This window comes from Halorubrum salinum, assembly GCF_024494575.1.
In the GTDB taxonomy this organism is placed as follows: domain Archaea; phylum Halobacteriota; class Halobacteria; order Halobacteriales; family Haloferacaceae; genus Halorubrum; species Halorubrum salinum.
The window spans coordinates 218,682-236,813 of sequence record NZ_JANHDO010000004.1 but is presented as its reverse complement, the minus strand read 5'-3'; the positions used below and the strand labels follow the sequence as shown (position 1 = coordinate 236,813).

Sequence of the window (18,132 nt, the reverse complement as noted above, 5' to 3'; positions counted from 1 at the left end):
CCGTCCGCGGCGAGTCTCACCCGTCGATGACGCCCGTTGCGGACGCGACCTCGATCGCCGCCTCCTCGTTGATCCCGCCTTGGAGGATCGTGTAGCGATCGCGGATCTCGTGTGCGCTGGTCAACGCGGCGATCAGCTCCGCGTCCTCGACCCCGAGTTCGGCGGCCGTCGTCGGCGCGTCGAGTTCGCCGAGCGCGTCGCGGATCGCCGCCCACTGGCCGTCCTCGCCGCTGTGGAGGTACTCGGTGAGTATCGAGGCGACGCCGACCTGGTGACCGTGGAGCGCCTTGTCGGGAGCTATCCGGTCGAGCTGGTGTGAGATGAGGTGTTCCGCGCCGGAGGCGGGCCGCGACGACCCCGCGATCGACATCGCGACGCCGGAGGAGACGAGCGCCTTCACGACCACCCACGAGGACTCCTCTAGCCCCGGCCGGATCATGTCGGCGTTCTCGACGAGCAGCTCCGCGGTCATCTCGGAGAGCGCCCCCGCGTACTCGCTGTACTCGACGTTTCGCAGGCGGCGCGCGAGCCGCCAGTCCTTCACCGCGGTGTAGTTCGAGATGATGTCCGCACAGCCCGCGGTGGTGAGCCGCCACGGGGCCTCTGCGAGAAGCGTCGTGTCCGCGACGACGGCGAGCGGCGGGTCGGCGGCGACCGAGTGGCGCGTGTCGCCCTCGGGTATGGAGGAGCGCCCGGAGACGATCCCGTCGTGAGACGCGACGGTGGGAACGGAGACGAACCCCACGTCGAGGTGGTCGGCGGCCATCTTCGCGATGTCGATGGGCTTGCCGCCTCCCAAGGCGATCAGGTAGCCGGGGTCGACCGCCTCCGCCGTCGCGGTGAGGTCCTCCACCGCGTCGAAGGAGGCGTCCCTGACCACGGCCGTCGCGGGGTCGTCGAACTGGGCGCGCACCCGATCGCCGGCGATGTCGTTCGGCGTGGGGCTCGTCACTATCAGCGGGCGGCCCGTGAGATACAGGTCGCCGACCGCCTTCCCGAGGTCGTCGAGGACGCCGTGGCCCACGAGCACGTTCCGCGGGAGCTTGATCCACGTGGTCTTCTCGAACATAGGCCACGAATGCGACCGGAGCGTCTAGAAGATGCGGATTCGCCCCGGCCACGTCGGCGTCGCCCGTGGGTCCGCGGGCCGCTTATGAACGTCCCCGCCCTACCGCCGACCGTGACCTGCCCACACTGTGACGCCGCGGTCGTCGCGTTCGCGGTTCCACCCGACCTCCGCGAGCACGCGCCGGCGGCGGAGACGGCGATCTGCACGCGTTGTCTGCGGACGACGCCGGCCGCCGAGGCCGACGTCTCCGCCCGCGACGTGGCCGCGGCCGAGTCGGCCGACTTCGCCCCGGTCGATTCGGCCTTCCCGAGCGGCGAGGCCGGCGTCGCGCTCGCGCTCGTCTGCGGCCATCTGGAGTCGCTCGCGCTCGAACGCGAGTCGGTCGAGACGCTGATCGAACACGCCGAGCGCGGGGGTGCGGACGTCTTCGCGTTCCTCGGCCGGCTCGACGCCGCGGACGCCGCATTCGACCTCGACCGCCGCCGCGCGGCGCTCCTCGACCTGCTGTGACCGTCTCCCGTCGACGAGCGCGGCGGCTGTCGAACGCTTAGCGCGCGTTGAAAAGGGGGATGGAGCGTGCGTGTTCGGATCGCGATTCGCCGTCGAAAGCGAGGTTCTTGACGGAACCTCGCTTACATAGCGCCGCCCATGCCGCCCATGCCGCCCATGCCGCCGGCGGGCGCGCCGCCCTCGTCGTCGTCGCCGGCGGTCGAGAGGTCGCCCGCCGAGATGATGTCGTCGATTTTCAAGACGAGGTTCGCGGCCTCGGCGGCGGAGGCGATCGCCTGCTCTTTGGCGTGGGCCGTCTCGACGACGCCGGCCTCGGCCGTGTCCTCGACCTCGCCGGAGAAGACGTTCAAGCCGGCGTGCGCGTCGCCGCCCTCGTGGGCCGCGCGTAGGTCGACCAGCAGGTCGATCGCGTCGAGCCCGGCGTTCTCGGCGAGCACGCGGGGGATCAGTTCGAGCGAGTCGGCGAACGCCTCGACGGCGAGCTGCTCGCGGCCCTCGACGGAGTCGGCGTAGTCGCGCAGCCGTCCGGCGAGTTCGACCTCGATGGCACCGCCGCCGGGGAGCGTGCGCCCGTCGGAGACGGTCGTCGCGACCACGTCGATCGCGTCGTTGATGCCGCGTTCGAGCTCGTCGACGACGTGCTCCGTGGTGCCGTACAGAAGCAGCGTGACGCCGTGGGCGTCCTCGCCCTCGACGTAGAACAGCTCTTCTTCGGTGTCGCGTTCGACCGAGCCGACGGCGAGGTCATCGGCGGACAGCGAGTCGAGGTCCGTGACGATGGGCGCGTCGAGCACGTTCTTCAGGAAGGACAGGTCGGACTTCTTCGTCCGGCGGACCGCCAGGATTCCCTCCTTCGCGAGGTAGTGCTGGGCGAGGTCGTCGATCCCCTTCTGACAGAAGACGACGTCCGCGCCGCTCTCGACGATCCGGTCGACCTTCTCGCGGAGCTGTTCCTCCTCCTGATCGAGGAACTTCTGGAGCTGGTCCGGCGAGTCGACGTTGACGGACGTGTCCACGTCGGCCTCCTCGACCTCGATCGGGTCGTTGAGGAGGAGGACGTTCGCGTCCTCGAAGTCGGTCGGCATGTCCTCGTGGACCGGGTCCTTGTCGACGACCGCTCCGGTGAGCAGGCGGGACTCACCGGCGGCGCGGCCGGTCCGCGTCTCGATGTTGAGGTTGGCGAGGTCGACGACGTGCGAGCCGTCGTCGGCCTCGACGGTGACGCCCTGGATCGCGCGGACGACGAGGTCGGCGAGCACTTCCTTGTCGAGCTCCGCGCCCTTGCCCGTCATCGACGTCTCGGCGACGTTCTTGAGCGTCGCCGTGTCGTCGGCGTCGACCGGCGTGGCGATCTCGTCGACCTGCTCGCGGGCGTACTCGCTCGCGAGGTTGAAGCCCTTGATGACCGCCGTCGGGTGGATGTCCTGTTCGAGGAGGTCCTCGGCGTTCTTGAGAAGCTCGCCCGCGATGGCGACCGCGCTCGTCGTGCCGTCGCCGGCCTCGTCCTCCTGCGTTTCGGCGACCTCGACGATCATCTCGGCGGTCGGGTTGTCGATGTCCATCGTCTGCAGGATGGTGACGCCGTCGTTCGTGATGGTGACGTCGCCCATCGAGTCGACGAGCATCTTGTCCATCCCTTTCGGCCCGAGCGTCGAGCGTACGGACTCGGCGACGCCGCGCGCCGCGGAGATGTTGTACTCCTGTGCGTCCTTGTCCTTGACGCGCTGGGCGTCGTCGCCCATGATGATCATCGGCTGACCCTGCTGCATTCGCTGGCTCATACAGCGTCTGATTGTTTGTGATTCTATATAAATGTGTCGTTGATCGGTGTTCCGCAGACTCCGAACTCCCGACGTTCGTTGCAGGCAAAACCGCCGGACTCGGTCGGTTTCTCGCACTCTATATGAGAATAGTTAGCACGACACCGAGAGCCACACAGACCCCGTACACTCCACGGTTTATATATCGCTCCTCGTGACGGACTCTTCTGGGCCGGGCTTCCCCGGCGCTCGCACGCGGACGCGAAGCGTGACGCTCACCGCGCGGCGGTCGTCACAGAAAGTGAATCGAAAAGGAACGTGTTCGGCCGCGAGCTCACCGGGCTCGTTCGTCGTCGGCCGCGAGGTACTCGGCGTCGGCCGCGTCGACGACCGGCTCCGGCGGTTCGTCGTCGGCGTCGAGTTCACGTCGGTTGAGCCGGCTCTCCAACTGCCGGCGCTTGTTCTTCCCCTTCCGCTCGCGGCCTGCTTTCGTGTCTGGCATCGTCACCCGTGTCAACACTACCCACACATATGAGTCTTGTGTCGGGAACCCGATCTGTCCGTGGGGTCCGTCTTTCGCTTAGAAGGGCAGAACGCCGTCGCTGTCGCTCCTCGCTCGTAGTCGGCGTCGACAGAACGCCAGGAGAGGGATTTGAACCCCCGATCCCGGATGGGAACACGCTTTCCAGGCGTGCGCCTTACCACTCGGCCATCCTGGCCCGTGTCGAGGTAATTCGGTGGGACTGTTAAGTCCTTCTTTTCGCGTGGAGTCGGTGTTCGGTCGCGTACGCGATCCCGCCGGACGCGACGGCGATCCCCGCCGCGATGGCGGCCAGTCCGGCGACCGAGACGGGGAGGTCGCCCCCGGCCACGAGCCGATACCCTTGCGCGAGCGCGAGGAAGGAGAACCCGCCGACGAGCCCCCACAGCGCGGCCGATTTCGCGCGAGCGCTGACGGTCGCGGCCCCGCCGGTCTCCGCTCCGTCGCGGCTCTTCATCTACTCGACGAGGGCGACCGCTTCGATCTCGACGCCGACGCCCTTGGGGAGCGCGCCCGCCTGTACCGCCGACCGGGCCGGGGGCGACGCCTCGAAGTACGTCGCGTACGTCTCGTTCATCGCGTCGAAGTCGTCGATGTCGGCGAGGAAGACGGTCGTCTTGAGCACGTCCTCGGGCGACGCGCCCGCCTCCGCCAACACGGCGAGGAGGTTGTCGAGCGCCTGTTCGGTCTGCGTGGCGATCGGTGCGTCGTCGAGCAGTTCGCCGTCCGGCGTGAGCGGGATCTGCCCGGCCGTGAACGCCAGTTCGCCGGTCGTCGTCGCTTGACTGTACGCGCCGACCGCCTCGGGAGCGTCGTCGGTGTGAACGATCTCTTTCATGCGTCCGCCGGTTCGGCGGGAGCCACAAAGAGTACCCGGGACTACCGCCGCCTACGCCCCTAGGCTCATCGGCGCGGATCGCTGTGGTATGGCTCACCGACGCACATTTACTTCTGGCCTGCTAACATACGTCACATGACAGGGGAGTTCCTCCTGCCTATCGCCGCGGTGTTCGCCGGGACGGTCGCGCTCACCCTCGCGTCCGCGTGGTTCCTGCTCCGGCGCGAACCCGGGTCGGACGCGGTCCTCGGCGGCACGCCGCCGGAGTCGGCCGACGACGGCGGAGCGGCGACCGGGTCGGCGTCTCGCGCCGGAGTTCCTCCCGCGGAGGGTGCGGAAGGCGAGCCGCCGCCGCTCGACGTCGACGGTGAGACCGTGGCGTGTCGGCACTGCGGCGCGGAGAACCGACCGACGTTCAGCTACTGCCGCTGGTGCGTCCGCTCCGGCTTCGCCGGCGAGGGGTCGGACGCGACCGCCGGGCCGACGATGACCGAGCGGTCGATGTGACCTCTGTCCGGTCGCCGCGGCCGAGCACCCGGCACGCGGCGGTCGCCTCAGTCGGCCTCGATCCGACAGCCGCCGGCGTAGTCGATCCCCTCTATGGTCTCGATGCCGTCCTCGCCGCACACCGGACAGTCGGGGTTCCGCTGATACGACACCGTCTCGAAGGACATCTCCATCGCGTCGTAAAACAGGAGCCGGCCGGCCAGCGGCTCGCCGGCGGCGAGGAGGAGCTTGACCGCCTCCGTCGCCTGGACACAGCCGAGAGTTCCGGGTAAGACGCCGAGCACGCCGGTCGCCGCGCAGTCGGGAACCGTCCCCGGCTCCGGCGGCTCCGGGAACAGACACCGGTAGCAGGGGCCGTCCGGGACGAGCGTCGTCGCCTGTCCCTCGAACTTGTAGATCGCGCCGTGAGCCACGGGCACCCCCTCGATCCGGGCGGCGTCGTTGACGACGTACCGCGTGCGGAAGTTGTCCGCGCAGTCGACGACGACGTCGTACTCCCCGATCAGCTCGCGGGCGTTCGTCTCGTCGAGCCGCGTCTCGCGCGCTTCCACGTCGACGTCGGGGTTGAGCCGGTCGACGTATCTGGCGGCCGACTCGACTTTGGGCTCGCCGATGTCGCTTTCGCCGTGAATCACCTGTCGCTGGAGGTTCGAGCGCTCGACGACGTCGTCGTCGACGATCCCGAGCGTGCCGACCCCCGCGGCCGCGAGGTACTGGATGACCGGCGCGCCGAGCCCGCCCGCACCCAGCACGAGCGCGCGCCCGTCGAGGAGCCGCTTCTGTCCCTCCGGGCCGACCTCGTCCATGATGATGTGTCTGGAGTAGCGGTCGAGCTGCGTCGCGTCGAGCGAGAGGTCCATGTGGTACCGTGGAGCGTGAGCCGGTATAACCGTGTTCCCGACCGACCGCGGGCGCGGATGCCCTCCTCGCTCCCTCCCGCCGATTCGCAAGAGTATAAATACCGGACCGGCAAAGCTTGCGACATGCAGACGCTGCTTCTCAACGCCGACGACGTCGACGAGAACGCCCGGACGGACCGGGTGATCGAGGCGGTCCGCGGCGCGTTCGCAGCCTACGAGCGCGGCGACGCGATCATGCCGGCGAAGTCGTACGTCGATCTGCCGGAGTACGACGGCGACTTCCGCTCGATGCCCGCGTACCTCGACGTGCGCGAGGCGGACACCGCGGAGTCGACGGCCGACGGCGGCGGGTGGGACGCCGCGGGGGTCAAGTGGGTGAACGCGCACCCGAGCAACCCCGCCGACCGCGACCTCCCGACCGTGATGGGGACGATGATCTACTCGGACCCCGAGACGGGGTTCCCGCTCGCGATCCTCGACGGCACGACGCTCACGATGAAGCGCACGGGCGCGGCCGCGGCGGTCGCCACCGACCACCTCGCGGTCCCCGACGCGACCTCGCTCGGGATCGTCGGCGCGGGCGTCCAGTCGTACACCCAACTGGAGGCGATAGCGGAGGTGCGGGACATCGAGGAGGTCGTCGTGAGCGACCTCGACGAGGAGCGCGTCGCGGCCTTCGTCGACGCCTTCGGCGACCGGTTCGACGTGCGGGGCGGCTCGGTCGCGGAGGCCGGCCACTGCGACGTGCTGTCGACGGTGACCCCCGTCGAAGATCCGATCGTCGATCCCGACGACGTGGGCGCACACACCCACGTCAACGCGATGGGCGCGGACGCCGCCGGCAAACACGAACTCGCCGACGAGCTGCTCGCCGACGCCGCGATCGTCATCGACGACCGCGAGCAGTGCACCCACTCCGGCGAGATCAACGTCCCCTACGCCGCCGGCACCCTCACCGACGACGACATCTACGGCGAACTCGGCGCGATCGTCGTGGGGCGGCTCGCCGGGCGGGTCGGGGCCGACGGCGAACGCCGGGGCGACGACGGGGACGAGACTTCTGCGGACGACGGCCTCACGGGCGTCACCGTCTTCGACTCGACCGGCCTCGCGATCCAGGACGTGGCGGCCGCCCGCGTCGTCTACGCGCAGGCCGACGACAACGACAACGGGTATCCGTTCGACCTGCTCGGTCTCGACGGCTGAGGGGGATAGCCGTCGCCGACTGCCCCGCCGCCGATCGTCGCAGACCGCCGGGCCACGCGCGGACTTTTCACCGTCGGTCCCGTACGCGCCCTCGTGCAACTCGCCAGTGTCGCGGCGCTTGCAGAGAACCGGGTGATCGGTCGCGAGGGCGAGGTCCCGTGGCCGCACATCGAGGCGGACGTGCGGCAGTACCGCGAGCGCGTCGCCGACGCTCCCGTCATCCTCGGCCGCCGCACGTTCGATTCGATGCGCGACGACCTCCCCGGCAGCCGCCAGATCGTCGTGAGCCGCAGCGTCGACTCGGTCGACGTCCCGACCGCGGTCGTCGCGAGCGGCGTCGAGGAAGCGGTCGAACTGGCTCGCGACATCGCCGTGGGTCGGGGTCGCGGATCGTCTATCGAAGCCGACCCGGTCGCGGCCGAGGCCGACCCGGTCGCAGCCGACCCCGACGCGCCGCCGGAGCCGTCACTGGATCCCGGCGGAGCCGACCCCGCGGAGTTCGTCTACGTGCTCGGCGGCGGCGCGATCTACGACCTGTTCCAGCCCCACCTCGACCGGATGTTCCTGAGCCACGTCGACGGCGCGTACGAGGGGGACACGGCGTACCCCGCGTGGGACGACGACGAGTGGGCGGTGGTCGCAGAGACCGACTACGACCGGTTCACGCTCCGCGAGTGGGTCCGCCGCGACGGCGAGCCCTGACCGTCACTCCGCGTCGGCGTCCGCGGTGTGACGCAGCCACCACCGAGCGACGAGTCCGAGGACGAAGACGGTCCCGAACGTGACGACTCCCGTGATCGCCGCGCCGCGGACGGTGCTCGCCCCGGTCGCGATCGCGGTCGTCGACGCGCCGCCGCCCGCGATCGCCGCCGCGCCGGCGATGCCGCCGACGCCGAGACAACAGAGGCTCAACAGACCGACGACCGACAGCGATCCGAAGATGTCGACGTCGCGTCTCATGGTCGCTACGCTCCGCTTTGCGTCTCGTCGGCCGCGTGGCCTTTCGTCTCGTCGTCCGCGTCGCTTTCCCCCGCTGCCGTCCCGCCCGCGCGCTCCGTGAACCCGAACCGCGGTTTGGCGTCGACGACCTCGACGGTCAGCGTCTCGCCGACGGCGGCGTCGGGGACGAAGAGCGAGTACCCCTCGACGTAGGCGATCCCGTCGCCCTCCTCGCCGAGTTCCTCGACGGTCACTTCCAGCCTGTCGCCGGCCGCGACGGGGGCCGTGTTCAGCCCCTTGGCGACGAGGTACACCTCAGAGGAGGAGTCACGCGAGGCGGGCGGCGAGACGGTCCTGAGGTACTGGAACTCCGCGCGCACCTCCTCGCGGAACGCGTCGAGGTCGTCGCCCTGGAACACCTTGACCACGAAGTCGCCGCCCGGCGCGAGCAGCTCCTCCGCCACGTCGAACGCCTGTCGCGCGAGGTGGACCGATCGGGCGTGGTCGAGCCCGTACTCGCCGGTCATGTTCGGTGCCATGTCGGAGACCACGACGTCCGCGCCGCCCTCCCCGACCGCCTCGCGCAGGTAGTGGCGGGTGCGCTCTTCGGTCATGTCGCCGCGGATCGTCTCCACGTCGTGCTCGTCGAACCCGTCGATGCGCTGGAGGTCGACGCCGACGACGGTACCCGACTCCCCGACCTCCTCGGCCGCGACCTGCAGCCAGCCGCCCGGCGCGGCCCCGAGGTCGACGACGGTGTCGCCGCGCTCGAAGAGGTCCGTTTCCTCGTCGAGCTGTTTCAGCTTGTAGGAGGCCCGGCTCCGGTACCCCTGCTGTTTGGATCGGTTGTAGTAGTCGTCTTTGCCGCTCATCGGCACCGCACCCCGCTCCGTGCCGCGGTCCGAGTCCGGATCGCCGGCGAATTCGCGTTCATACGGGAGCACACGTCGCGGAACCGGAAAGATACGTCGAACGGGCGATCGGCGAGCGACTCGCCGACCCCGCGTGACTCGGAAAGATTTACAAGTGGGCTTTCTCTCGTACAAATCAGATTGTCAATGACGGCGAACACGGTTCACGATCGGCTGGCGCTCGCGCGAACGACCCTCACCCCCACGCAGGTGCTCTCCGCCCTCCTCGCGGTGGCGGCGCTCGGCTTCACGCTCGTGATGCTTCAGGAGCCGACGGCCCACGAGGCGATGCACAACTTCCGGCACGCGGCGGGCGTCGTCTGTCACTGAGATGATCGCCGCCTACGTGGTGAACGGCGTCAAGGCCGGCGTCGTCGCCGGCGTCGCGTTCGGGCTCCTCGTGGCGCTCGTTGCGAACCCGCTCGTGGCGTTCGCGGAGGAGCGCGCACAGGTCGAACACGACGCGGGCGCGACCGCGGACGGCCACGATCACGGCAGCGCCGACGCAGGCGGCCACGACCACGGCGGCGGGCTCCCGGCGGTCGTGTCGAACGGGGTGAGCGTGCTCTCCGGCGTGCTCTGGGGCGTGTTCCTCGGCGTCGCGGGGTTCGGCATCGCCTTCTACCTGCTCGAACCGATCGTCCCCGGCTCCGGCGCGGTCCGGAGCTACGTCTTCGGCGGTGCGGGCTTTCTCACGGCCTCCGTCGCGCCGTGGCTCGTCTTCCCGCCCGCGCCGCCCGGCGTGACGCGGGCGCTCGACCCGAACGCGGCGACCCTGCTCTACTGCGGGGCCGTCGCGGCGGGCGCGGTCGCGTCCGTCGCCGGCATGTTCGCCTACGACCGGCTCCGCGACGCCCGCGGCCGGGCGGCGGCCGTCGCCGTCGGGGTCCTCCCGTGGGCGCTTCTCGTCGCCGGCGCGGTCGCCCTCGCCGGCGTGCCGACAGTCGCGACGCCGGCCGGGATGTCGACGGCGCTCGCGAACGGACTGGCCGGGCTCGTCGTGTTCGGGCAGGCGCTCACGTGGCTGGTGCTTGCCGGGGCGCACGCGCGGTTCCACGACCCCGGCGGCGCGGACGCGGGACTGACCGACCCCGGATTCGCGGACGACGCGACCGCGGGGAGCCCGTGAACGAGGAGAGCGCGGCGGTTCGCGACGCCGGCTTCACCGACCACGTGCTGGTCTGTACGAACGCCCGCGACTCGGAGTACGCCGCCTGTGCGGAGGGCGACGCCGACGCGGTCGCCGACGCGGTTCGGTCGTGGCTCCGCGACCGCGACGTGTTCTGGTCGCGCGTGTACGTCGCCGAGACCGGCTGTCTCGGACTGTGTAGCGCCGACGGGGCCGCGGTCGCGGTCCACCCGCGCGGGCGGTGGTTCACCGAGGTGACGCCCGCGGACGTCTACGAGCTCATGGCGGACGTGTTCGGCCCCGACGCGACGGACCTCGGCCGCGGACCGTCTGCGTCCTCGGCCGACGCCGACTGACCGGCTCCCGTCTCCGACGCGGATCGTCGGCGCGACACGGCCCGAGTTCCGCCGTCCCCGCGGACGCGTACCGACCGGTCTGTGCGCCGTAATTCAATATAACTTTTCTTAGAACAACCCAAATTGTTATTACGCGGGCTTCCTCTCGTGGAACCGATGCCTCGAACGCCGTCGACACGCCTTCCCCACGACGCGAAAGCGGGCCCGACGAAGCCCGAAATCAGAGCCGTGACCGTATCGAAGCTGGGTCTCACGCCCGAGGACCACTTCGTCGAGGTCGGCTCGTGCACCGGCGCGGTGACGATCGAAGCGGCCCGACGCGCGGGCCGCGTCACCGCGCTTGAACGCAAGCCCGATCGGCTGGCGGTGACGGAGAAGAACCTCGCGGCGAACGCGCCCGTCGACGCGGACGTCGACCTCGTCGAGGCCGAGGCACCGGACGGGCTCCCGGACGACGCGGACGCGCTGTTTCTCGGGGGGTCGCGCAACTTCGAGGCGGTGCTCGACCACGCGGTCGAGACGGGCGTCTCCCGGGTCGTGATGAACGTCTCGCGGCTGGAGGTCGCCGGGCGCGCGGTCGAGGCGTTCCGCGACCGGGGGATCCTCGGCGAGGTCGTCCAGTTTCAGGCGAGCCGCGGGTACGAGCTCGCGGGCGCGACGAGCTTCGACTCGGACAACCCGGTGTACCTGATCGCGGGCGGCGTCGAGAGCGGCACGGGCGACGAGCCCGAATCGGCGCCCGACGCGCCGGGCGCGGGAGGTGACGCGTGACGCTGTACGGGGTCGGCCTCGGTCCCGGCGCGGCCGACCTGATCACGCTCCGCGGGAAGCGCGTCCTGGAGTCCGCCGACACCGTCTACACGCCGGGACGGCTCTCTCGGTCGGTCGCCGTCGAGCACGTCCCCGAGTCGCGGCTCGGCGACCTCGACTTCCCGATGACGCGCGACCCCGACGAGCTCCGGCGCGCGTGGTGCGAGGCCGCCGACGCGGTCGCGCCCGTCGCCCGCGACGGCGACGCGGCGTTCGTCACCCTCGGCGACCCGAACGTCTACTCGACGTTCGGCCACCTCCGGCGCACGCTCGACGCCTTCCACTCGGACGTGGGCGTCGAGACGGTTCCGGGCGTCTCGGCGACGACCGCGTTCACGACCGCCCTCGGCGTCGAGGTCGAGGCCGGCGCGGGGCTGGCGCTCCGCGAGGCGGACGCCGGGAAATCGCCGACGGGACCCGATCGAATGGTGCTGTTCAAGGTGACCGACGCGCCGGCGACCCACGAGGGGCTCGTCGCGGCCGGCTACGAGGTGACGTACGGCCGCCGGCTGTACATGGAGCAGGGCGAGACGGTCGTCACCGACGACCCCGAGGCGATCGCGGACCGCGACTACTACACGCTCGCGTACGCCCGCCGCCCCGACGCCGGAGAGGAGCCGGCGACCGCGGCGTTCGCGGAGGTGGGCGACGCGTGAGCGACGCGCTCCCCGACCCCGCGACCGAGGTGTTGGACGACCGCGAGGGGATCCCCTTCGTCGGTGCCGGCCCCGGCGACCCCGGACTGCTGACGGTGCGCGGGCGGGCGCTCCTGGCCGACGCGGACCTCGTCGTCCACGCGGGGTCGCTCGTGAACAGCGAGCTATTGGACGCCTTCTGTGACCACGCCGAACAGGTGAACTCCGTCGGGAAGGACCTCGAAGAGCTGATCCCGCTGATGCGGGACGCCCACGAGGCGGGGCGGACGGTCGTCCGACTGCACTCCGGCGACCCGTCGATCTACGGGGCCGCCCTAGAGCAGATGGACGCGCTCGAATCCGAGGGCATCTCCACGTACTTCGTCTCGGGCGTCACCTCGGCGTTCGCCGCGAGCGCGACGCTCGACACCCAACTGACGCTCAACGAGGTGGCGAACCACGTCGCCTTCACCCGGCCGCAGGGGAAGACGCTTGACCCCGAAGAAGATCACATCTCGGAGTTCGTCCGGATGGGCGACGTGACGACCTGCATCTACCTCGGCACCCACGCGGTCCGCGAGACGATGGACCGCCTGCTCGACGACGGCGTCGACCCCGACACGCCCGTCGCCGTCGTCTACCACGCCTCGTGGCCCGACGAGGACGTGATCTCGGGGACGGTGGCCGACATAGCCGACGCGGTCGAGGAGGCGGGCTACCGCGCCTCGGCGCTCGTGGTCATCGGCGAGGCCGTCACCGGCGGCGGCTACGAGCGCTCCTACCTCTACGGCGACTGGGCGAACGGCGGAGGCGAGGACGAGCAGGAGCGAGACGCAGAAGTGAGCGAAACAGACGCGGACGACGACGCCGACGCGATCACGGAGGAATCCGCACAATGAGCACCGACGACGACACGGCGACGGCATCGAGCGACGCGAACGACGACTCCGGCGGCGGGCACTGTTCGACCGCGGACTCCGACGGCGAGGTGGCGGAGACGCTCGGGATCGTCACCTTCGAGCGCAAGCGCGACACGGCCGAGGAGATCAAGGCCGGGCTCGCCGACCGCTACGAGCGGATCGACCTCTTGGAGTACCACGGCGACGTGTTCGCCGAGCACTGGGGCGAGTACGACGTGTTCTGCGGGCTGATGGCGAGCGGCATCGCGATGCGCAAGACCGCGCCGCTCCTCGACGACAAGTGGGAGGACCCCGCGGTCGTCGTCGTCGACGAGGAGCTGACGTGGGCCATCCCGCTCACGGGCGGCCACCACGGCGCGAACCAGGTCGCGGACGACCTCGCGTCGCTCGGCGCGGTGCCGGCGATGACGACCGCGAGCGAGGCGGCGGGCAAGCAGGGCGTCGAAGAGCGCGCGAAGGCGCTCGACGCCCACGTCGTCAACGGCGACTCGACGGTCGCGACGAACCTCGCCGTCCTCGACGACGACCTCGGCCCGGTCGCGCGCCTCGACGGGCCGCGCGCGGTGCTCGTCGGCGACGACGTGACGGTCCTCAAACGGAACAGCGACGCCGACGAGGGAGTCGTCCTCGGGACGGGATCGGTGTCGGGCGCGACCGCCGAGCAGTTCGAGGCGGCGTGGTCGCTCGCGCTCGACGCGGCCGACGCCGACTGGAGCGACGTGGAGTTCGTCGCCACCGGCACCCGCAAGGAGGAGGAGCCGGGGCTGCTCGCGGCCGCCGAAGAGCGCGGCCTCGGCGTCGTGAGCTTCGAGAAGGAGACTCTCGAAGCCCACGAGGGCCCGACCCCGTCCCGCTCGAAGGAGCTGATCGGCTGGCCGGGGATCTCGGAGGCGTCGGCGATCGCCGGCGGCCGCGACCACGAGCTCGTCGTCGAGAAGATCGGTTACGAGGACAGCGTCACCGTGGCGGTGGGGCGATGAGCGACGACGGGACGGGTGGTGTGCTCCCCGACTCGCGTTCGGCCGCCGGCGGCGACCCCGCTGACGACGCGCCGGAGGGGTACGGCACGCTGTACGTCGTCGGCATCGGCCCGGGGCTGCCGGGCGAGATGACCGAGCGCGCCCGGCGCGTCATCGAGACGGCCGACTGCGTGATCGCCTCGAACCTGTATCAGGCGTTTCTGCGCGACGACGGGACGCTCCCGCCGGAAGACGAGCAGGCGGAGGCCGACCAGGAGCTGGTCCGCTCGTCGATGGGCAAGCAGGTCGAGCTGGCCCGCGAGGCGTTCGAGCGCGTCCGCGACGGGCAGGACGTGGCGCACGTCTCCGGCGGCGACCCGAACGTGTACGGCAAGTCTGACCTGCTGTTCACGATGGCCGAGGCGGAGGCGGCGACGGACGTGCCGATCGAGATCGTCCCCGGCGTCACCGCGGGGCTGAGCCTCGCGGCGACGCTCGGCGCGCCGCTGTCGAACGACTTCTGTACGGTCTCGCTGTCGGACAAGTGGCGCGGCTGGGCGGAGATAGAGGAGAAGCTCCACGCCGCGGCGACCGCCGACTTCGTGATCGTCTTGTACAACTGCTGGCGCGACTACGAGCGCGCGATCGAGGCGATCCGCGAGGCGCGCCACGACGACGTGCCCGTCGCCATCGTCAACGACGCCGGCCGCGGCGACGCCGGCCGCAACGTCGACGGCGAGACGTACACCCTGACGACGCTCGGCGAGGCGACCGAGCACGACGAGGAGGTCGGCGGGATGGGCACCTCCATCCTCGTCGGCACCCACGAGACCGAGGTCTGGGAGAACGACTACCGCGACTACCTCGTCACCCCGCGCGGCGGGCGTGACGTGGAGGACTTCTAGCGACCATATCAACACAATGAGCGACACCACCTGCGGCGGTTCGACGGACGAGGAGGACAGCACGGACGACACCGAGACGAGCGCGTGCGGCGCACAGACCGACGGCGGGGCGGCCGCGGAGGCCGGCTCTTCCGCCGGCTCGTCGGAATCGGCGTGCGGGGCGTCGTCGACTCCCGCGGGCGACGACGCCGACGCGAGCGGGGCGAGCGCCTGCGGCGGCGGCGCGTCGAGCGACACGAAAGAGAAAGTGGCGGCGACCGTCGACGAGTTCGACGCCGACCCCGGGCGGCTCGTCGCGGTCGGGCTCGGTCCCGGCCACGCAGAGGGGATGACCGCGCGGGCGAAGGCGGCGCTGTCGGACGCCGAGCACATCGTCGGCTACACCACTTACATCGACCTCATCCCGGACGAGATCACGGAGGGGGCAGACGAGCTGTACGACACGCCGATGTGCGGCGAGGTCTCGCGCACCGAGGAGGCGATCGACCGCGCGCTCGCCGGCAACGACGTGGCGATCGTCGGCTCCGGCGACCCCAACGTCTACGCGCTCTCGGGGCTCGCACTGGAGATCCTCGAATCGAAGGGCGCGACCGCCTCGATGGTCGACTTCGAGGTCGTCCCCGGCGTCCCCGCCGCGCAGTCCTGCGGGGCCCGGCTGGGCGCGCCGCTCGTGAACGACTCCGTGTCGGTGTCGCTGTCCGACCACCTCACGCCCATGGAGGAGATCGAGTCCCGGCTCCACGCCGTCGCCGGCGAGGGGTTCACGATCACCATCTACAACCCGTGGAGCCGCAAGCGCCGCGAGAACTGGGAGACGGCCTGCGAGATCCTGCGGGAGCACCGCGACGACGACACGCCCGTCGGCATCGTCCACGGGGCCGGCCGCGACGACGAGGCCACGGAGATCACGACGCTCGGCGAGCTGGAGGCGTACGGCGAGACCGACCTCGTGGACATGACGACGACCGTCGTCGTCGGCAACGAGGACACCTACGTGTGGGACGGCCGGATGGTCACCCCACGCGGCTACGAGAGCAAGTACGACTACTGAGATGAGCGAACGCTACACGGTGACGGTCGACCGCGACGCCTGCGACGGCGTGTTCGCGTGCCTCGTCCGCGACCCCCGGTTCGTGGAGGACGACGAGGGGCTCGCGGGGATCGACGCCGACGACGCCGAGTCGGTCGAGCGGACGGCAGCGAGCGTGAGGGCGACGTTCGCCGACGACCGGATCGCGGACGCCGAGCAGGCGGCCGCGGCGTGCCCGCTCGACGCGATCACGGTCGCGGAGGGGGACGGCGAATGAGCGGGCGCGCGGACTGGACCGACGCCCCGCTGCCGACGGCTCCGGACGATCTCCTCGCTTCGACGCCCGAGGCCGCGTACCTGTGGGGCCGCGTGGCCGCCGACGGCGCGATCGACGGAGACGAGGTGCGCGTTCGGGTCGGCGGCGCGCCGGCGGCGGAGCGGGTCGCGGCGCTGTTCGGCGCGCGAGACGTGGACCGCGAGCGCGAGGTGACCGAACGCGAGTACGCCCACGACACCGACGTGACCCGCACGAGCGACGAGTACGTCGTCGCCGTCGAGACGCCCGCTGCCCGGCGGGCGGCCGCGGCGTTCGGACTCCCGACCGGCGGGGTCGACTCCGGCGGTGACGCCGACGACGCCTCGGACATCCCCGACGGCGGCTACCGCTTCTCGGCGCTCGCCGACCACCGCCGCCAGCTCCTCCGCGGGCTGATCGAGGGCTGCGGGACGGTGTGTTACAAGTCGGACGCGAACGCCGTCGGCATCTCCGTCGTCCACGACGACGAGGCGCTGCTCGCGACCGTCAGGGCGCACCTCGACGCCGCGCCGGTCGACGCCCCCTACGGCGATCTGAACGAGTCGTCGTCGGGCGGGTACTGGTTCGGCGTCGACGACGACGTCGGCCCGGCCCTCGGCGAGTGGCTCTACGAGGGGAGCGGGGAGTCCGGACTGTTCGCGCCGCAGCGGCGGACCAAGACCGAAAAGAGCGTCGAGCGCGTCGGCGAGGGGGAGCGCGCGTGAGCAGCGAGACCGCCCCGACGCCGGCCGCGCTCTCGGACGAGGCGGTGCTGCTCGTCGGGCACGGCTCGCGCCGCGAGAAGTCGAACGAGCAGGTGCGGACGCTCGCGGCCGACCTCGAGTCGCGGCTCGGGATCCCGGTCGACGCCGCGTTTCTCGAACTCGCCTCGCCCGCCATCGACGAGGCGATCGCGGGGCTCGCGGGGAGCGTCTCGCGCGTCTCGGTCGTCCACCTCTCGCTTTTCGCGGCGAGCCACGTCAAGAACGACGTGCCCCTCGCGGTGAAACGGGCGCGGGCCGACCACCCCGACCTAGAGATCCGCAACGGCTCGCACCTCGGCGTCCACTCCGCGCTGCTCGACCTGCTCGACGACCGCGCTGCGGCCGTCGAGCGCGAGCTGGGCGTCGACCGCGCCGACGACGAGGTGGTGGTCGTGCTGTGCGCCCGCGGCTCCTCCGACCCCGACGCCAACGCCGACGTGCACAAGCTCGCGCGGCTGCTGTACGAGGGCCGCGAGTTCGCCGACGCGCGCGCCACGTTCATCGGCGTCACCGACCCGACGCTCGACGAGACGCTCCACCGCGTCGCTCGCGGGCGGCCGGACGCGGTCGTCGTGGTGCCGTACATGCTCGGCGACGGCGTGCTCACGGGCCGGATCAAGGAGGGCGCGGAGTCGTTCGACGCCGAGTACCCCTACGTCGACGCGGCCCCGGGCGAGCCCCTCGGGACGGACCCGCGGCTGCTCGACGTGCTCGCGGACCGCTGGCAGGAGGCCCGGACCGGGAGCGTCGAGATGTCCTGTGACACCTGCAAGTACAAGGTCGAACTCGACGGGTACGAGGCCGACGAGGGGGGCGCTCGCGCCATGCTGCGCGCGATGACCCACAGCGCGGCCCACGCCGACCGCGAGGACGTCGACGACGACCCGCACGCCCACGACGCGCCCGCGAACCACGTCGCCGTCTGCACGAACCAGACCTGCGCGGCCGCCGGGTCTCCCGCGGTGTTGGAGCGGCTCCGGCAGGCCGTCCGCGACTCCGACGCCTGCGACGCGCGCGTCACGCGGACCTCCTGTCTCGACCAGTGCGGCGACGGCCCGATGGTGGCCGTCTATCCCGACGGCGTCTGGTACGGCGGCGTCGACGAGTCCGACGCGGACCGCATCGTCTCCTCGCACCTCGACCGCGAGCGCATCGTCTCCGATCTCGTCCACGACACCCTACAGTAAC

General features: G+C 71.0%; 24 protein-coding genes and 1 tRNA gene. 16 read left to right on the top strand and 9 right to left on the bottom strand.

The window, feature by feature from the left end:
- Window positions 1-16: 16 nt before the first annotated feature.
- Window positions 17-1,069: an NAD(P)-dependent glycerol-1-phosphate dehydrogenase gene (locus NO930_RS11985; RefSeq protein WP_137784082.1), complete on the bottom strand. Its 1,053-nt coding sequence runs from the start codon at window positions 1,067-1,069 to the stop codon at window positions 17-19.
- A 111-nt stretch (window positions 1,070-1,180) separates the two neighbouring features.
- Between NO930_RS11985 and NO930_RS11980 the strand changes: the two genes are divergently transcribed.
- Window positions 1,181-1,579: a DUF6276 family protein gene (locus NO930_RS11980; RefSeq protein ID WP_256403647.1), complete on the top strand. Its 399-nt coding sequence runs from the start codon at window positions 1,181-1,183 to the stop codon at window positions 1,577-1,579.
- A gap of 122 nt (window positions 1,580-1,701) precedes the next feature.
- On the opposite strand, the gene thsB is transcribed toward NO930_RS11980, so the two are convergent.
- The 5 genes from thsB to NO930_RS11955 form a co-directional block, all read right to left on the bottom strand.
- Complete coding sequence (gene thsB, locus NO930_RS11975; RefSeq protein WP_256403676.1) at window positions 1,702-3,348, bottom strand: thermosome subunit beta; 1,647 nt, start codon at window positions 3,346-3,348, stop codon at window positions 1,702-1,704.
- Window positions 3,349-3,673: 325 nt separating this feature from the next.
- On the bottom strand, window positions 3,674-3,841 hold the full coding sequence (locus NO930_RS11970) for a hypothetical protein (RefSeq protein ID WP_199242254.1): 168 nt from the start codon (window positions 3,839-3,841) through the stop codon (window positions 3,674-3,676).
- A 135-nt stretch (window positions 3,842-3,976) separates the two neighbouring features.
- A tRNA-Ser gene (locus NO930_RS11965) sits at window positions 3,977-4,058 on the bottom strand.
- Window positions 4,059-4,085: 27 nt separating this feature from the next.
- On the bottom strand, window positions 4,086-4,337 hold the full coding sequence (locus tag NO930_RS11960; RefSeq protein ID WP_137783987.1) for a DUF7981 family protein: 252 nt from the start codon (window positions 4,335-4,337) through the stop codon (window positions 4,086-4,088).
- Window positions 4,338-4,718 carry a Rid family detoxifying hydrolase gene (locus tag NO930_RS11955; RefSeq protein ID WP_137783986.1) on the bottom strand — a complete coding sequence of 127 codons (381 nt, stop codon included), beginning with the start codon at window positions 4,716-4,718 and terminating at the stop codon, window positions 4,338-4,340.
- Between the two features lie 135 nt (window positions 4,719-4,853).
- Here NO930_RS11955 and NO930_RS11950 point away from each other — a divergent pair, with 135 nt between their 5' ends.
- Window positions 4,854-5,225: a DUF7577 domain-containing protein gene (locus NO930_RS11950; RefSeq protein WP_256403646.1), complete on the top strand. Its 372-nt coding sequence runs from the start codon at window positions 4,854-4,856 to the stop codon at window positions 5,223-5,225.
- 47 nt (window positions 5,226-5,272) lie between these two features.
- Here NO930_RS11950 and ubaA read toward each other — a convergent pair whose 3' ends face one another.
- Window positions 5,273-6,085, bottom strand: coding sequence for an SAMP-activating enzyme E1 (gene ubaA / locus NO930_RS11945; protein WP_256403645.1), 813 nt, complete (start codon window positions 6,083-6,085; stop codon window positions 5,273-5,275).
- Between the two features lie 123 nt (window positions 6,086-6,208).
- Here ubaA and NO930_RS11940 point away from each other — a divergent pair, with 123 nt between their 5' ends.
- On the top strand, window positions 6,209-7,291 hold the full coding sequence (locus tag NO930_RS11940) for an ornithine cyclodeaminase family protein (protein ID WP_256403644.1): 1,083 nt from the start codon (window positions 6,209-6,211) through the stop codon (window positions 7,289-7,291).
- A gap of 93 nt (window positions 7,292-7,384) precedes the next feature.
- Window positions 7,385-7,993 carry a dihydrofolate reductase gene (locus tag NO930_RS11935; RefSeq protein ID WP_256403643.1) on the top strand — a complete coding sequence of 203 codons (609 nt, stop codon included), beginning with the start codon at window positions 7,385-7,387 and terminating at the stop codon, window positions 7,991-7,993.
- Window positions 7,994-7,996: 3 nt separating this feature from the next.
- On the opposite strand, the gene NO930_RS11930 is transcribed toward NO930_RS11935, so the two are convergent.
- Together NO930_RS11930 and NO930_RS11925 are read right to left on the bottom strand one after the other, a co-directional pair.
- Window positions 7,997-8,251: a hypothetical protein gene (locus tag NO930_RS11930; protein ID WP_137784432.1), complete on the bottom strand. Its 255-nt coding sequence runs from the start codon at window positions 8,249-8,251 to the stop codon at window positions 7,997-7,999.
- A 5-nt stretch (window positions 8,252-8,256) separates the two neighbouring features.
- Window positions 8,257-9,102, bottom strand: coding sequence for an RlmE family RNA methyltransferase (locus NO930_RS11925; protein WP_256403642.1), 846 nt, complete (start codon window positions 9,100-9,102; stop codon window positions 8,257-8,259).
- A 186-nt stretch (window positions 9,103-9,288) separates the two neighbouring features.
- On the opposite strand from NO930_RS11925, the gene NO930_RS11920 reads away from it, so the two are divergent.
- The 12 genes from NO930_RS11920 (at window position 9,289) to NO930_RS11865 (ending at window position 18,131) form a co-directional block, all read left to right on the top strand.
- On the top strand, window positions 9,289-9,471 hold the full coding sequence (locus NO930_RS11920) for a CbtB domain-containing protein (protein ID WP_256403641.1): 183 nt from the start codon (window positions 9,289-9,291) through the stop codon (window positions 9,469-9,471).
- Between the two features lies 1 nt (window position 9,472).
- The gene (locus NO930_RS11915) at window positions 9,473-10,270 is read left to right on the top strand and encodes a CbtA family protein (protein WP_256403640.1); all 798 of its coding nucleotides are present in this window, start codon (window positions 9,473-9,475) and stop codon (window positions 10,268-10,270) included.
- Window positions 10,267-10,626 (top strand): (2Fe-2S) ferredoxin domain-containing protein, encoded by a 360-nt coding sequence (locus NO930_RS11910; RefSeq protein WP_256403639.1) that lies wholly within the window; start codon window positions 10,267-10,269, stop codon window positions 10,624-10,626. Before NO930_RS11915 ends, NO930_RS11910 begins: the two co-directional genes overlap by 4 nt.
- Before the next feature lie 156 nt (window positions 10,627-10,782).
- Window positions 10,783-11,397: a precorrin-6Y C5,15-methyltransferase (decarboxylating) subunit CbiT gene (gene cbiT / locus NO930_RS11905; RefSeq protein ID WP_256403638.1), complete on the top strand. Its 615-nt coding sequence runs from the start codon at window positions 10,783-10,785 to the stop codon at window positions 11,395-11,397.
- A complete protein-coding gene (locus NO930_RS11900; RefSeq protein ID WP_256403637.1) occupies window positions 11,394-12,092 on the top strand; it encodes a cobalt-factor II C(20)-methyltransferase in 699 nt (232 codons plus the stop codon). Before cbiT ends, NO930_RS11900 begins: the two co-directional genes overlap by 4 nt.
- A complete protein-coding gene (locus NO930_RS11895; RefSeq protein WP_256403636.1) occupies window positions 12,089-12,970 on the top strand; it encodes a cobalt-precorrin-4/precorrin-4 C(11)-methyltransferase in 882 nt (293 codons plus the stop codon). Before NO930_RS11900 ends, NO930_RS11895 begins: the two co-directional genes overlap by 4 nt.
- On the top strand, window positions 12,967-13,971 hold the full coding sequence (cbiG, locus tag NO930_RS11890; RefSeq protein ID WP_256403635.1) for a cobalt-precorrin 5A hydrolase: 1,005 nt from the start codon (window positions 12,967-12,969) through the stop codon (window positions 13,969-13,971). The genes NO930_RS11895 and cbiG overlap by 4 nt, the downstream gene beginning before the upstream one ends.
- Window positions 13,968-14,855 (top strand): precorrin-3B C(17)-methyltransferase, encoded by an 888-nt coding sequence (locus NO930_RS11885; RefSeq protein WP_256403634.1) that lies wholly within the window; start codon window positions 13,968-13,970, stop codon window positions 14,853-14,855. The genes cbiG and NO930_RS11885 overlap by 4 nt, the downstream gene beginning before the upstream one ends.
- A gap of 16 nt (window positions 14,856-14,871) precedes the next feature.
- The gene (cobJ, locus tag NO930_RS11880) at window positions 14,872-15,906 is read left to right on the top strand and encodes a precorrin-3B C(17)-methyltransferase (RefSeq protein WP_256403633.1); all 1,035 of its coding nucleotides are present in this window, start codon (window positions 14,872-14,874) and stop codon (window positions 15,904-15,906) included.
- A gap of 1 nt (window position 15,907) precedes the next feature.
- On the top strand, window positions 15,908-16,162 hold the full coding sequence (locus NO930_RS11875; RefSeq protein WP_256403632.1) for a ferredoxin: 255 nt from the start codon (window positions 15,908-15,910) through the stop codon (window positions 16,160-16,162).
- Window positions 16,159-16,905, top strand: coding sequence for a cobalamin biosynthesis protein (locus NO930_RS11870; protein WP_256403631.1), 747 nt, complete (start codon window positions 16,159-16,161; stop codon window positions 16,903-16,905). Before NO930_RS11875 ends, NO930_RS11870 begins: the two co-directional genes overlap by 4 nt.
- Window positions 16,902-18,131, top strand: a complete 1,230-nt coding sequence (locus tag NO930_RS11865) for a CbiX/SirB N-terminal domain-containing protein (protein ID WP_256403630.1) — start codon at window positions 16,902-16,904, stop codon at window positions 18,129-18,131. The genes NO930_RS11870 and NO930_RS11865 overlap by 4 nt, the downstream gene beginning before the upstream one ends.
- Window position 18,132 lies beyond the last annotated feature (1 nt).